Source organism: Spirillospora sp. NBC_01491, from assembly GCF_036227065.1.
Lineage (GTDB): Bacteria > Actinomycetota > Actinomycetes > Streptosporangiales > Streptosporangiaceae > Spirillospora > Spirillospora xylanilytica.
In genome coordinates, this window is the sequence record NZ_CP109432.1 from 3734532 (window position 1) to 3747913 (window position 13382).

The 13382-nt window shown below is 72.9% G+C and carries 11 protein-coding genes; 2 read left to right on the forward strand and 9 right to left on the reverse strand.

Annotation, left to right across the window (positions count from 1 at the left end; all coding sequences use genetic code 11):
- Positions 1 to 91: 91 nt before the first annotated feature.
- The 5 genes from OHA34_RS17395 to OHA34_RS17415 form a co-directional block, all read right to left on the reverse strand.
- The gene (locus tag OHA34_RS17395; RefSeq protein WP_329522211.1) at positions 92 to 2326 is read right to left on the reverse strand and encodes an MMPL family transporter; all 2235 of its coding nucleotides are present in this window, start codon (positions 2324 to 2326) and stop codon (positions 92 to 94) included.
- A gap of 419 nt (positions 2327 to 2745) precedes the next feature.
- Positions 2746 to 3411 carry a C39 family peptidase gene (locus OHA34_RS17400; protein ID WP_285942223.1) on the reverse strand — a complete coding sequence of 222 codons (666 nt, stop codon included), beginning with the start codon at positions 3409 to 3411 and terminating at the stop codon, positions 2746 to 2748.
- 340 nt (positions 3412 to 3751) lie between these two features.
- Entirely contained in the window at positions 3752 to 5191 is a 1440-nt protein-coding gene (locus OHA34_RS17405) for a MutS-related protein (protein ID WP_329522212.1), read from the reverse strand.
- Positions 5188 to 6723: a MutS-related protein gene (locus OHA34_RS17410; RefSeq protein WP_329522213.1), complete on the reverse strand. Its 1536-nt coding sequence runs from the start codon at positions 6721 to 6723 to the stop codon at positions 5188 to 5190. Before OHA34_RS17410 ends, OHA34_RS17405 begins: the two co-directional genes overlap by 4 nt.
- A gap of 161 nt (positions 6724 to 6884) precedes the next feature.
- Positions 6885 to 7559: a C39 family peptidase gene (locus OHA34_RS17415; protein WP_285942226.1), complete on the reverse strand. Its 675-nt coding sequence runs from the start codon at positions 7557 to 7559 to the stop codon at positions 6885 to 6887.
- Positions 7560 to 7743: 184 nt separating this feature from the next.
- Here OHA34_RS17415 and OHA34_RS17420 point away from each other — a divergent pair, with 184 nt between their 5' ends.
- Together OHA34_RS17420 and OHA34_RS17425 are read left to right on the forward strand one after the other, a co-directional pair.
- The gene (locus OHA34_RS17420) at positions 7744 to 8385 is read left to right on the forward strand and encodes an HNH endonuclease family protein (protein ID WP_329522214.1); all 642 of its coding nucleotides are present in this window, start codon (positions 7744 to 7746) and stop codon (positions 8383 to 8385) included.
- On the forward strand, positions 8382 to 8639 hold the full coding sequence (locus OHA34_RS17425) for a hypothetical protein (RefSeq protein WP_329522215.1): 258 nt from the start codon (positions 8382 to 8384) through the stop codon (positions 8637 to 8639). Before OHA34_RS17420 ends, OHA34_RS17425 begins: the two co-directional genes overlap by 4 nt.
- A gap of 99 nt (positions 8640 to 8738) precedes the next feature.
- Here the strand turns inward: OHA34_RS17425 and OHA34_RS17430 are convergent, their stop codons facing one another.
- Genes OHA34_RS17430 through OHA34_RS17445 form a run of 4 tightly spaced genes read right to left on the reverse strand, consistent with a single transcriptional unit; the run spans position 8739 to position 13382 of the window.
- Entirely contained in the window at positions 8739 to 9782 is a 1044-nt protein-coding gene (locus OHA34_RS17430; protein WP_329522216.1) for a 2-hydroxyacid dehydrogenase, read from the reverse strand.
- Entirely contained in the window at positions 9779 to 10402 is a 624-nt protein-coding gene (locus tag OHA34_RS17435) for a histidine phosphatase family protein (RefSeq protein WP_285942230.1), read from the reverse strand. The genes OHA34_RS17430 and OHA34_RS17435 overlap by 4 nt, the downstream gene beginning before the upstream one ends.
- Positions 10399 to 11883, reverse strand: coding sequence for an FGGY-family carbohydrate kinase (locus OHA34_RS17440; RefSeq protein ID WP_285942231.1), 1485 nt, complete (start codon positions 11881 to 11883; stop codon positions 10399 to 10401). Before OHA34_RS17440 ends, OHA34_RS17435 begins: the two co-directional genes overlap by 4 nt.
- On the reverse strand, positions 11880 to 13382 hold the full coding sequence (locus tag OHA34_RS17445; protein WP_285942232.1) for an FGGY-family carbohydrate kinase: 1503 nt from the start codon (positions 13380 to 13382) through the stop codon (positions 11880 to 11882). The genes OHA34_RS17440 and OHA34_RS17445 overlap by 4 nt, the downstream gene beginning before the upstream one ends.

Below are 13382 nucleotides of genomic sequence, written 5' to 3' on the forward strand. Positions count from 1 at the left end.
CGGTCCCACGGACGCGGGGCGACGGTTCAGCGACGCAAGCCGCCCCCGCCGCTGCCTGCTTCCGGCGCGGCGGGGGCGTGGTCCCGCGTGGTCAGACCTGCGTTGAGTCCATCGCGTGCGGCACCCTGGCCACCGAACCCGGCGCGGGCGCGGGGCCGCTTTCACTGAGCCCGAATCGTCCGTGGAACCTGCGCATCAACCCGGGCGCGTACCAGGCCGAGCGGCCGAGCAGCCGCATGGCGGCGGGCACGAGGATGCCGCGCACGGCGACCGCGTCGATGAGGATGGCCAGCGCGCTGCCGAGGCCGAACATCTGCATGAAGCTGACCTTGGCCGTCCCGAACGCGAAGAAGCTCACCGCCAGCAGGCAGGCCGCGGCGCTGACGATGCGTCCCGTGTGCCCGAGGCCGTTGACCACGGCGGACTCGGTCCCCTCGCCCTGGTCGTGGAGTTCCTTGATCCGGCTGAGGACGAACACCTCGTAGTCCATCGAGAGGCCGAAGGCGATGCAGAACATCAGCACGGTCATCGACGTGTCCATCGGCTGCGGGGTGAAGCCGAGCAGGGAGGCGAGGTGGCCGTCCTGGAAGATCCAGGTCATGACGCCGACGGCCGCTCCCAGGCTGACCATGTTGAGGACCAGCGCGCGCAGCGGCTGCACGACGCTGCCGGTGAACAGGAAGAGCAGGAGGAAGGTGGTGAGGGCGACCAGCCCCACGGCGAGCGGGAGCCGGCTGGCGATGGAGTCCTTGGAGTCCACCAGTTCGGCGTCGCGTCCGCCCACCAGGCGGTGCGACTCGGCGGCCGGCGCCGTGACCGACCGCACCTGCTCGACCAGCGCCTGGGCCTCGTCCGACTTCGGCGCCAGCGAGCTCACCACGTTGATCCGCTGAGCGTCGGGACGGCCGAGGGCGGCGTTGCCGGAACCTGCCGCCGCGGGCCGTCCGCCGACGTAGTCCCCGGTGGACGCGGCCACGCGGACGACGCCCTTGAGCCCGGACAGTTCGGACGCGTACGAGCCCAGCGGGCCCGCGGCCACGGGCCGGTCGATCACGATGTTGATGGCCGCGGCGTCGTTGCCGCCGAAGTTCTCCCGCAGCGCGGTCGCGACCTGGCGGCTCTCGGCGTCCTCGGGCAGCACCCGCTCGTCCGACGTGCCGAAGCTGACGCCCAGCAGCGGGCTCGCGGCCAGCAGCAGCACCAGGAGAACCGGCAGCGCGGTCAGCGCGGGACGTCGCATGGCGGTGCCGGCCAGCCGTCCCCACATGGACCCCCGGGCGTCCGGCCGCTCGGACTTGGCCCACGACAGCCGGCCGCTGTTGACCCGGTGACCGAGGACGCCGAGCAGCGCGGGCATCACGATCAGGGCGCTGACCGCGGCGACGACGAGCACACCGACCCCGGCGAACGCGAACGAGCGCAGGAAGAACTGCGGGAACACCAGCAGCGCCGCCAGCGCGGCGGCCACCGTCGCGGCGGAGAACGCGACCGTCCGGCCCGCGGTGTGCACGGTGTGCCGGACGGCGTCGTTCACCTCCGCCCCGGCCGCGAGCTGCTCCCGGAACCGGTTGATCATCAGCAGCGCGTAGTCGATGCCGAGGCCGAGGCCGAGGGCCGTGGTCAGGTTGGTCGCGAAGACCGAGACGTCGGTGAACCCGCCGAGCAGGGCGAGTTCGGCGAACGTCCCGACGATCGCGATGGTGCCGATGATCAGCGGCAGCACGGCCGCGACCACGCTGCCGAAGACGACCAGGAGCAGCACCAGCGTCAGCGGGACGGCGATGCTCTCGGCCAGGACGAGGTCGCTCACCACCTGCGTCGACAGTTCGCCGGCCACCGCGGTGGCCCCTCCGGCCTGGACGGAGAGCCCGCCCTTGTCGGGTCCGGTGTAGGCGTCGAGGATGCCCTGGAGGTTCTCCTCCTGCTCCTTGTCCTCCCCCTTCATCGTGGCGAGCACCATGGCCTGGCGGCCGTCCTTGGAACGGAGATCAGGGCTGCCCGTGTCCCAATAGGAGATCACGTTCTCAAGGTCGTGTTCCTTCTTGAGGTCGGCCGCCAAGGCCTGGCCGCTCTGCTTGGCGGCAGCGGCGTCGACGCCCCCTTCGGGCGCGCGGACCAGCAGGACCAGGTTCGTCTCCCCGCCGAACTTCTCGTCGATGACCCGCCCGGCACGGGTGGACTCGGAGGCCGGGTCGTCGAAGCCTCCCCCCACCAGCTTGGCGAACGCCCCGGCGCCCACGACGCCCATCAGGGCCACGGCCAGGGTGGCGACCACCAGGACCAGCCGGGACCGGCGAATCGCCAGCTCGGCTATGCGGTCAAACATGCACGATCTCCTTGCGTCCTACGGTGAAAACGACGTGCGGCAGCCACGGTCGGCCTGAAGGAATGGGAACCACGCGCCCGTGGCGACGGTTCCCCTGCCCGACGAGGAGCCGGCGCCGCGCCGCGGCTGCCCTTCGCCCGTCAGGGGCGTGCGGGCTCGGACTCGGGACGGGACGCGAAAACGCACTCCTCGTCGCCGTTGACGACGTTAGTGACGCAGAAGAAGATTTGGCAGTGTTAGATTTTTCTGACAGCCCGCGTATACGCCGGTGGAAGGCGGGCAGGCGCCCCAGAGCCTGCGGTCCGGGACCCCGTCGCAGGACCCTCCCGACCAGGCGCCACCCGCACATCTCGGCGGCGCGCTGAGGCGTCAGGGCGACCGGTGGGGCGGCCACGGAGGGCCGCCCCGGTTCACGGCGCTCAGCCGATCAGGAACTTGCCTCCCCTGCTGATGGACGACCAGGACTTCGACAACGACGCCTTGTGGCGCGAGTTGTCGATCGGGTCCCACCAGTAGATGTACTTACCGCCGGTCGTCGAGTAGCCGTAGGCGACGATGTAGTGGCCGGCCTTGTCGCTGTTCGTGGGGCCGTAGGGACGGTGGCCGAACTCGACCCGGCCCGTCATCGTCCAGCCCTTGTTGGTGGCGTTGGTGACGTACGTCCACAGCTTCCCGGAATTGGCCGGCTGGGTGTTGATGAACTCGTGCTTATTGCGGATGCCCGTGTTGTTCAGGCCCTTGATGAGGTTGCTGTTGCTGGTGCCGGACTTCTTCGTCGACATCTTGCCCGCGAGATACTTCTGCGAGGGAAGCTTCGACTTGCTGAAGAACCGGGACAACATCACCCGGCCGCTGGCGGGCCCGCAGTAGTAGTTGTTCGGCTGCGTCTGCGTGACGATCGAGAGCGTCTTGGTGGCCTGGATCGAGATGCCGCCGGACGCGGGCGCGACCGGGGCGGTGACGGGCGCGCGCACGGGCGCCGCGGGTGCCGCGGCGTGCGCGGCCGTCGGGCTTGAGACGAGCAGGACGGCAGGGGTGAGGGCAAGCGCGCCGACAAATGCGCGCATGCCCGGAGGCTTGGCCATGGCGGGAATTCTGCTCGAATCGATCACCTGAGAAATAGGGCCCCTGGGCCCTAAGGTCTACGCCTGGAAAAGGACCCCGTTTACGCACGGTCGCAGAATGTGAGCGCCGCCAAGGGCTCGTCGGCCGTTGAGAACGAGGCCGGCGAAGGCGCTCTCCTCCTCGGGCGGGCGCGGGGCCTGTCTCAAAGTGCCCAGCCGTTGCGCGAGCGCGCTACCTGGCCGGTGGGGCGAAGCCGGAGGCGAGCCTCACCGGCCAGATCGCGAAGCGATGTCGCGCTCGCCCGAGCACGGTCGGCGTCCGAGCCGCCAGGCGAGGACGCCGGGCCGGGCGAGCAAGAAACTACGCATCGCCGAACACGCGGGTGTAGAGGTCGCGGGCGTGGGCGGTGGGCGAGGGCTCGCCGGGGACGATCCGGAAGGTGGGCTCGCCTCCGGCGTCCCGCTCGGTGGTGAGGAACAGCCGGCCGGGGTCCGCGTCGGCGTGCATGCGGCGGGCCAGGTCGTACAGGTGCGTCACGAACACCACGCGCACGCCGAGGCCGGTCAGCGCACGGATGATCTCGGCCGCGATGTCGGAGCCCTCGCGCTCGTTGGTGGAGGCGAACGACTCGTTGCACAGCAGCAGCGCGCCGGGGCTCAGCCGGCCGACGACCGCGCTCATCCTGGCCAGCTCCTCGTCCAGCTTGCCGCTGGACATCGAGCGATCCTCCTCGCGCCTGAAGTGGGTGAAGATCCCGTGGGCGACGGGGGCCGCGAAGCGCCGCGCGGGGACGAACATCCCGCACTGCATCATGAGCTGCGCCGTCCCGACGCTGCGCAGGAAGGTCGACTTCCCGCCCCGGTTCGTGCCGGTGACCATGATCAGCGCGGCCCCGGCCGCGTCGAGGTCGTTGCCGACCGCCCCGCCGCGCAGCAGCGCCAGGCACGGCTCGTAGAGGTTCCGCGCGGCCGCCGCGGGGTCCCCCACCTGCGGCATGCAGATCGGGAGGCCCAGGCCGGTGAGGGACTCGGCGAGGTTGAGGCAGCCGACGTAGAAGCCCAGCTCGTCGCGCAGGGCGAGGAAGAAGTCGCGGACGTGCGCGGCCGAGTCGGCCGCCGCCCGCGAGACGTCGGCCAGGACGTGGTTGCGGAAGGCGGGCAGCGCGCGCCAGCTCTCCTCGTTGTCGGCCGGGGCGGTGAAGGTCAGCCCGGACTTGCGGAACCGCCGGACGGACGGGTCGCGCCCCTTGCCTGGCGGCTCGTGCAGGCGGAAGCCGGTACTGCTGTTGCCCGGTCCGAGGCGCGCCTCGGCGAGGATGCCGTGCTCGAACTGGAGCTGGTCGAGCAGTGCCTCCGCGCCGCGGAGGTAGTCCTCGTCCAGCTCGGTCCGCAGGGAGGCGAACAGCCGGGTGAAGCCGGGCGAGCGGAAGGCGCGCGCGTGTCCGGACGCGAGGTCGCGGAGCCGCCGGAGCTGCCCGCAGGACTGCTCCAGCATCCGCAGCGACCGGCTGAAGGTCGCGCCGTGGAAGATCCGCTGCTGCTCGGTGACCGCCTCGGTGGCCAGCGCGTGCAGGGACCGGACGGCGGACGGGTTCTCCAGGCAGTCGCCGAGCACCCGCTGCCGGTGGGCGATGGCCGCCGGGTCGGTGAGCGGGGCGAGGGTCACCGTCCGGGACGCGGCGTACAGGCCCTCGTCCCCGCGCGCCATGGCCGCCCACAGGCCGTCGAGCTGGAGGTCGTCGGCGTCGGCGGCGGCGGGCGGCGCAGCGCCGTCGCCCGCGAACAGCAGTCCGGGCCTCATCGGCGCACCCTTCCGATGATCTGCGCGTGGGTGAGGCCGTGCCGCTCGGCGATGGCGAGCGCGTGGGCGCGGCCGTCGGCGGGCCGCCGGACCACCTTGTAGGTGCGGGTCGTGCTGTCTCCGGCCACGGTGCCGACCATGCTCACCGCCGTGGGGCTCATCAGGGACAGCTCGTCGACGAAGCTCACCCACAGGCAGGGCGCGTCCAGTCGGACGATCGAGGCGAGCAGGGCTTCGCTGAGCAGGCGCGCGTCGTCCGGGGTCGTCGAGCTGAGGATCTCGTTGAGGACGATGACGCTCCGCGGGGTCGCGTGCTCAAGGATCGTGCGCATCCGCAGCAGCTCCTCCTCCAGCTTGCTGGCCAGCCCGCCGAGGGTCTCCCTGCGCTCGAAGTGGGTGAAGACGCGGTCCGGCAGGAAGATCCGCACCTCCCGTCCCGGGACGGGGCAGCCCAGCGCGGCGAGGTGGTGCAACTGGCCGAACGCGCGCGCCAGGGTGGTCTTGCCGCCCTGGTTCGGCCCGGAGACGACCAGGACGCGCTCGGCACCGTCCAGGCGCAGGTCGTTGGTCACCGCGCGTCCGCCGTCGGCGGCCAGCTTGGCGGCCAGCGCCAGATCGTAGACGTCGCGAGCGAGCAGCTCCCCGCCGGTGGCCGAGACCGCCGGGTAGCAGGTCGGCATGCCCGCCTCGCGCACGGGCGCGAGGAAGGCCAGGTAGCCGAGGTAGAACCGCAGTTCGCGGTCGGCGCGGACGATCTCCGCGGACACGAAGTCCCGGTGCGCACCGCGGAACGCGGCCAGGTCGCCGAACAAGGTGGGGAACAGCTCGGCGACCAGGTCCAGGATGCCCGCCTCGACGACGTCCAGGCCGAGCGCGGGCGCCGTGTCCTCGTGCTCCTCGGGCGGCGGCTCCTGCCGGAACCGCTCGAACGTCGCCAGGACGCGTTCGGTGTAGTCGAACCGCCCGTCCTCGTCGTGCGGGGCGACGCCGGCCTGGTCGCCGCGCAGGAGGATGTCGTAGCGGACCTCGCCGAGCCGGTCGCGCAACCGCCGCGCCCCCTCGCGCAGAGCGCCGAAGGGCGCGGCCCGGACGTGCTCGGCCACGTCGTCGCGGAGCGCCCGCAGGCCGGGCGAGGCCGCGCCGGACGTGTCGAGTCCTTCGGCGAGCCCGCTCACCGCCGCGGTGTAGTCGAGCACGATCTCCAGGAACCAGCGGTGCGCCTGCGGCGGGTGCTTCCTGCGCGCCAGCGCCTCCAGCCGGGTGCGCGTCCGGGCGACCGACGCGGTGAAGCGCTCGGCGACGCGGCGCACCGCCGGGTCCTCCAGGTCGCGGAAGATGTGCTGGCGGAAGGCGACCAGGCCGGGGTCGCGCAGCGGGCGGCGGAAGTACGGGGCGACCGCCTCCGCGCCGGCCGCCTCCGTGGCCGCGCGCACGATCTGGTCGAGGTTTAGGTCGCGGAAGTGCCCGGGTTCCGCGACGCCCGGTTCCCCGGCGTGCTCGAGCGTTTCGAACAGGATGCTGCGAACGCCCATCCGGCCCCCGGTCTCTCGCCTGTACCGAAGATTCCAGCGAACGCCCAAAGTACAACGGAACGTCGACAGCGTGGGTGGGAATGTGGGCGCGTGATCCTCTGCCGGGTCCCGGGAGCGTCGGTGAGTGGGGCAGCCACAGGGGCTGCCCCGGCTCACGGCGCTCAGCCGATCAGGAACTTGCCTCCCCTGCTGATGGACGACCAGGACTTCGACAACGACGCCTTGTGGCGCGAGTTGTCGATCGGGTCCCACCAGTAGATGTACTTACCGCCGGTCGTCGAGTAGCCGTAGGCGACGATGATGTGACCGGTCTTGTCGCTGGTCGTGCGGCCGTAGGGACGGTGGCCGTACTGGACACCCCCCGCCATCACCCAGCCCTTCTTGGTGGAGTTGATGACGAACGTCCACAGGTTCCCGGCGTTGCTCGGGTGGGTGTTGATGAACTCGTGCTTGTTGCGGATGCCCGTGTTGTTCAGGCCCTTGATGTTATTGCTTCTGGTGGTACCTGACGTCTTCGTCGACATCTTGCCCGCGATGTACTTCTGCGAGGGCAGCTTCGACTTGCTGAGGAACCGGGACAGCAGCACCCGTCCAGCGGCGGGCGCGCAGTAGTAGCCGGTCGACTGCGTCTGCGTGACGATCGAGAGCGTCTTGGTGGTCTGGATCGAGATGCCGCCGGACGCGGGCGCGACCGGGGCGGTGACGGGCGCGCGCATGGGCGCGGTGGGCGCGGCGGGCGCCGCGGCGTGCGCGGCCGTCGGAATCGAGACGAGCAGAACGGTGGGGGCGAGGGCGAGCGCGCCGACGAATGCGCGCATGCCCGGAGGCTTGGCCATGGCGGGAATTCTGCTCGAATCGATCACCTGGGAAATAGAGTCCTCGGGCCCTAGATCACGCGCGCGGCGGCCGGTCCGGGATCCCGGAATCGCGTCCAAGCGTGCCGGACTGAGGCTTGTCGCCCGGACGCGCCCTGATCATCACCTCCCGGCCCCGGAGGGAGATTCGATCTACATGTAGATCATGATCAGAACATCCGCCCGGCGGATCGCCGCCGGTCTCGCCGCGTCCCTGTCCGTGACCGCGTGGACGGCCACCGCCGCGTCCGCGCGCGAGCTGCCCGAGCCCTCGTCCGCCGCCAAGGCGCGCACCGAGCTGAGCGGACTCACCGTGGCCGCGCCGCATCCGATGACCGGCTACAGCCGTGCCAAGTTCCCGCACTGGGCCCAGCAGGGCGCCGACTGCGACACCCGCGAGGTCGTGCTGAAGCGCGACGGCAGGAACGTCGCCCAGGACGCCAAGTGCCGCGCGGTGTCGGGCACCTGGCTCAGCGTCTACGACGGGAAGACCTTCACCTCCGCGTCCCAGCTCGACATCGACCATGTCGTCCCGCTCGCCAACGCCTGGAGGTCGGGCGCCGACACCTGGACCACCCCGCACCGCAGGGAGTTCGCCAACGACCTCGTCCACCCGCAGCTCGTCGCGGTCTCCGCCGCGTCCAACCGCTCGAAGGGCGATCAGAGCCCCGACCAGTGGAAGCCGCCGCTACGGTCCTTCTGGTGCACATACAGCCGAGCGTGGATCGACATCAAACACCTCTATCGCCTGAACGTCACCGCGGCGGAGCGGAGCAGCCTGACCGAGATGCTCGACACCTGCCGATGACCCATGAGGATCAGGTGACCGCGGGGCCCGGCGGGGTCATGACCGTCGAAGTCGGAGTGGTCACCGGGGACCTGACCGTCGTGACCACCGTCCGGGACGACAAGGCGCACATCGCCGTCCAGTACACCGGCGCGGACGAGTGGTACACGCTGCAAGGCAGCCCCGTTCCGCTCAGAGGACGCACTGGTGCGGACGTGCACCAGGAGGTCCTGGAGCGCGTCCGGGCCGGTGGCGAGGCCACGGCGCCGGACTGAAGGGCCGGGGTGGAGGGGCCGGGAATTGCTCGGCCCCTCCACCCGAAGCGTTCACGTTCGCGGCGGGTCCCGCGGCCCGCGGCCCGCTGCCCGCGGACGCTAGGCGAGCCGGAGGGCCTCCGGGTTCGCGCAGTGCACCGGGGCGGCGCCGTCCAGGTAGCGGCGGACGTCGGCGGCGATGATGTCGGCGGCGTTCGCCGCGGTCTGCTTGCTCGCCCCGGCCAGGTGCGGCGTCATCACGATGCCGGGAGTGGTGAGCAGGCGCGATCCGGCCGGGATGGGCTCCTCGGGGAACACGTCGAACGCCGCCGCGAACAGGTGGCCGGAGTCGAGCGCGTCGCAGACGGCGGAGTAGTCGAGCAGCGCGCCGCGGGCGCAGTTGACGATGACCGACCCCTCGGGCATCGCGGCGAGCTGCGCGGCGCCGATCAGGCCGGTCGTCTCGGGCGTGACGCGGGCGTGCAGGGTGACGATGCGCGAGCGGCCCAGCGTCTCGTCGAGCGAGGCGAGGCGGGCGGAGCCGGCGAGCGCGTCCTGGGTGACGTAGGGGTCGTACACCAGGACCTCGGCGCCGAGGGCCTCCAGCATCCGGGTGACGCGGCGTCCGATCGCGCCGTGGCCGACGAGGCCGACGGTGCTGCCCTCGATCTCGGGGCCGACCTCCTTGTACTGGTAGTAGTCGCTGCGCCAGCGCCCGGCGGCGAGCTCGGCGTGGGTGGCGGGGATCCGCCGCACTGCGGCGAGGATCATCGCCAGGGTGTGCTCGGCGGTGGCGGTCGCGTTGCGGCCCGGCGCGAACGACACCAGGACGCCGTGCTCGGTCGCGGCCTCGACGTTGGCGTTGACCGGCCCGCCGCGGCCGATGCCGAACAGCTTCAGGTCGGGGGACGCCGCCAGGATGCCGCGGGTGAGCGGCGCCATCTGGGTGAGGCAGATCTCGGCGCCCTGGAGGGCCTCGATCAGCTGGGCCTCGGTGCCGGACGCCTCGTCCACCTCGCCGACCCGGCCGAACGGCTCCAGCGGCCACGGCAGGGTCAGCTCGGCGATCTCCAGCCCGCCGTCCGGGACCTCGCGGCGCAGGGCCTCGATGAGCAGGCGGTTCTGGACGAAGTGGTCGCCTGCGGTCAGCACGCGGACGGTCATGAGGTCTCCAGGGCGGAAGCGGCGTGGTCGAGGGGGGTGTTGAACTCCAGCACCGACACCTGGCCGGGCCGGAGCGCGATCTCGCTGATGGCGCAGTTGCCGAGGCTGGGGAACAGCCGGCGGTACTCGCTCAGCGGCACCCCCATCAGGTGGCACAGCGACAGGCGGATCACGGTGGTGTGCGCGACGACCAGCACGCGGCCGTCGCGGTGCGCGGCGGCGATGTCGTCCAGGCAGGCGGTGAAGCGCTTGACGGCGGCGGCCGGGTCCTCGCCGCCCGGGAAGTGGTCGCGGACCGGGTCGCGGCGGAACGCCTCCAGCACCCCGGGGTCCATCTCGCCCACGGTCAGCCCCTCGCCCACGCCGAAGTCGAGCTCGCGCAGCCGCTCGTCGGACCGCAGCTCCAGGCCGGTGGCGTCCGCGCAGGCCCGGCCGGTCACCCGGGCGCGGCCGAGGGTGGAGGACCAGACGGCGTCCAGCCCGGCGGCGGCGGCCCAGACGGCGAGCCGCCCGGCCTGCGCCACGCCGCGCGCCGTGAGGCCGACGTCGCTGACTCCGGCATAGCGGTTCTCCCGGTGCCACTCGGATTCACCGTGGCGGACCAGTACGAGGCGGGTCATTCAGGGTTCCTTTTCCGGACGTGTGCGGCGGACGCGGGCGGGAGCCATCCACGGCGCTCCAGCTCGCCGACCAGCCGCAGGTACGAGTGTGCGTGGCGGGCCGCGGCGCCCGGCCGGGGGTCGATCGTCTCCTTCACCCGGACCATCCGGGCGGCGACCTCGGCCGGGTCCCGCCCCGCAGACGCCGCGAGGACGGCCATGCCGAGGGCGGGCTCCGCGTTCTGCGGGATGGTCAGGGAACGGCCGAGGACGTCGGCCCGGAGCCGGCACCAGTAGGCGCTCTTGGTCGCGCCGCCGGTGAGGACGATCCGGCCGTCCAGGGGCGCGCCGAGGGAGTCCAGGTGGTCGTAGGCGAGCCGCTCGACGTACGCGACGCCCCTCAGGACGGCCGCGTAGCGTTCGCCGTCGTCCGCGGGGGCGCCGAGGACGAACGGGCGGGCGTCGGGGGCGACGAACGGGAACCGCTCACCGTCGGCGCCGAGCGGGTAGGCGACCACATCGGTGTCCTCGTACGCGCGCGCGTCGGCTTCGAGCCGGTCCAGGTCGCGTCCGGCGAAGTCGCGCGCGATGACGCCGGCGCCCGTGCTGGACGCGCCGCCGGGCAGCCAGGTGCCGTTGGGCGCCTTGTGCGAGTAGACGGCGCCCGCCGGATCGTGCAGCAGGTCGCGGGTCACGCCCTTCAGGACCAGGGTGGTGCCGAGAACGGAGTTCCAGCTCCCCGGCTCGACCACCCCGGCGCCGAGCTGCGCGGCGCAGCCGTCGGTCGCGCCGCCGAACACCGGAGTCCCGGCGGGGATGCCGGTGGCGTCCGCCGCGTCCGCGCCGACGGTGCCGAGCCGCGCGCCGGACCGGACCAGGGGCGGCAGCAGGCCGTCCGGCACGCCGAGGGCGGCCATCACCTCGTGCGGCCAGTCCTCCTCGATGAGGTCGGCGCCGGTCTTGAGGGAGCTGCTGAGGTCGGCCGCGACATCGCGGCCCACCAGGCACCGGTTGACGAAGTCGGTCTGCGACGCCAGCCGCGCGCCCGGGACCAGGGACGGCTCGTTCCGCAGCAGCCACATCAGCTTGGGCAGGCCCCACACGTCCTGCATGCGGCCGTAGCCGAGCCTGGCCCAGACGGCGCGTCCGGCCTCGTTGACGCGGGCGGTCTCGGCGGAGGCGCGCCGGTCGTCGTACATGAGGGCGGGCGTCAGCGGATTTCCGGAACGGTCCATCAGCAGCACCGTGCCGGACGTGCCGTCCACGGCGACGCCGCGCACGGCGCCCGCCGGGACGGTGCTCAGCGCCTGCCGGCAGGCCGTCCGGACCGCCGCCCACCAGGACGCGGGGTCCTGCTCGTGGCGAGGACCGTCGCGCACGCTGGTCAGCGGCTCGGCGCCGCTGCCCGCGATGCGGCCGTCACCGGTCACCGCGAGCGCGCGCACGCTCTGGGTGCCGAGGTCGATCCCCAGCCACACCTCGTCGTCCCCGGGAGTGGTCACGCCACCCCCTTGGCGCGGTCCCGCAGCCCCGCGAGACGGGAGCCGTGGGCGCGGACGTCGTCGCGCAGCACCAGCACGTCGCGGTACAGCTCGCGGTAGAAGCCGGTGTGCGCGGGGTCGGGCTCGAACGCGTCCCGCAGGGTCACGTACCGGTCGACGGCGTCCTCGATCCGGGAGACCCGGCCGGTGGCGGCCAGGCCCATCAGGAACGCGCCGCGGGCGCCCGGCTCGGCGTCCGCCGAGCGCAGCACCCGCAGGCCCGTCACGTCGGCGATGAGCTGCGCCCAGACCGCGCTGGACGCGCCGCCGCCGCAGATCCGCAGTTCGGTCGGCTGGGCGAGCGTCGCTGCCAGGCAGTCCTGGACGACCAGGCTCAGCCCCTCCAGGACGGCCAGCGCGATGTCCTCGCGCCGGTGCTCGAACGACAGGCCGAGGAACCCGCCCCGCACCAGCGGGTCGAGGAACGGCGAGCGCTCCCCGGCGGGCGACAGGTGCGGCAGGAAGACCAGGCCGCCCGCGCCCGGCCGCGCGCGGCTGGCGAGCTCGCCGAGCTCCGCCGGATGCGACAGCCCGAGCAGATCGCAGGCCCACTGGACGACGTCGCCGCCCGAGAGCGTCGGGAACGCGCGCAGGTAGCGGCCGGGCAGGCCGAGCGCGATGGTGAACCCGGCCGGCTCGGCGTCCGGCGCCACCCCGCCCGCGACCGCCTGCGTGCACAGCGTCGTGCCGAGCACGCTGCACGCCTGCCCCGCCGAGACGGTGCCGCAGCCGATCGAGGTGGCGGCGATGTCGTAGGGCGCCATCACGACCGGCGTCCCGGCGGGCACCCCGAGCCGGTCCGCGGCGGCGCCGGTCAGCTCGCCGGTCCGGCCGTCGTCGGCCGCGATCGGGGGGAGCAGCCGCCGCGCCCACGGCATGCCGTAGAGGGCGAGCAGCTCGTCGGAGTAGGCGCCCCGGCGGATGTCGGTGAAGGGGGCGGAGGCGTCGGAGGTGTCGACGGCGACCCGTCCGGTCATCCGCGCGAAGAGCCAGCCGCCGCAGGTCAGCGCCGCCGCCGACCGCTCCAGCCGGGCCGGCTCGTGTTCGGCGAGCCAGGCCAGGATCGCGCTGGTGACGCCGGGGAACGGCAGCGAGCCGTTCAGCCGGAACGCCTCGCCCGGGACGCCCGCCTCATGCCAGGCGCGCACCACGTCGGCGGCGCGCCCGTCGTTCCACAGGATCGCGGGGCCGGTCGGCTCGGCGGCGCCGTCGACCAGCCAGACGCCGTCGCCCTGCGCGGTCACCGAGATCACCTCGACCGGCGCGTCCAGCCCGCCGGCCACCTGCCGGACGGCGGACGCGACGGTCTCCCAGACCAGGCCCATGTCCTGCTCGGCCCAGCCGGGCCGCGGCCGGTCCAGGTGCAGCGGCCGGCGGGCGACGACCGCCTCCCGGCCGGCGTCGTCGTACCCGACCGCCTTGATCACGGTGGTGCCCGCGTCCACGCACACCATGGCCAT

What these genes read in the sequence shown, in the direction of transcription:
- OHA34_RS17405 (WP_329522212.1), bottom strand. Translation starts at nt 5,191, where the DNA reads ATGAGGCCCGGACTGCTGTTCGCGGGCGACGGCGCTGCGCCGCCCGCC.
- OHA34_RS17430 (WP_329522216.1), bottom strand. Translation starts at nt 9,782, where the DNA reads ATGACCGTCCGCGTGCTGACCGCAGGCGACCACTTCGTCCAGAACCGC.
- OHA34_RS17425 (WP_329522215.1), top strand. Translation starts at nt 8,382, where the DNA reads ATGACCCATGAGGATCAGGTGACCGCGGGGCCCGGCGGGGTCATGACC.
- OHA34_RS17420 (WP_329522214.1), top strand. Translation starts at nt 7,744, where the DNA reads ATGATCAGAACATCCGCCCGGCGGATCGCCGCCGGTCTCGCCGCGTCC.
- OHA34_RS17400 (WP_285942223.1), bottom strand. Translation starts at nt 3,411, where the DNA reads ATGGCCAAGCCTCCGGGCATGCGCGCATTTGTCGGCGCGCTTGCCCTC.
- OHA34_RS17445 (WP_285942232.1), bottom strand. Translation starts at nt 13,382, where the DNA reads ATGGCCATGGTGTGCGTGGACGCGGGCACCACCGTGATCAAGGCGGTC.
- OHA34_RS17435 (WP_285942230.1), bottom strand. Translation starts at nt 10,402, where the DNA reads ATGACCCGCCTCGTACTGGTCCGCCACGGTGAATCCGAGTGGCACCGG.
- OHA34_RS17410 (WP_329522213.1), bottom strand. Translation starts at nt 6,723, where the DNA reads ATGGGCGTTCGCAGCATCCTGTTCGAAACGCTCGAGCACGCCGGGGAA.
- OHA34_RS17395 (WP_329522211.1), bottom strand. Translation starts at nt 2,326, where the DNA reads ATGTTTGACCGCATAGCCGAGCTGGCGATTCGCCGGTCCCGGCTGGTC.
- OHA34_RS17415 (WP_285942226.1), bottom strand. Translation starts at nt 7,559, where the DNA reads ATGGCCAAGCCTCCGGGCATGCGCGCATTCGTCGGCGCGCTCGCCCTC.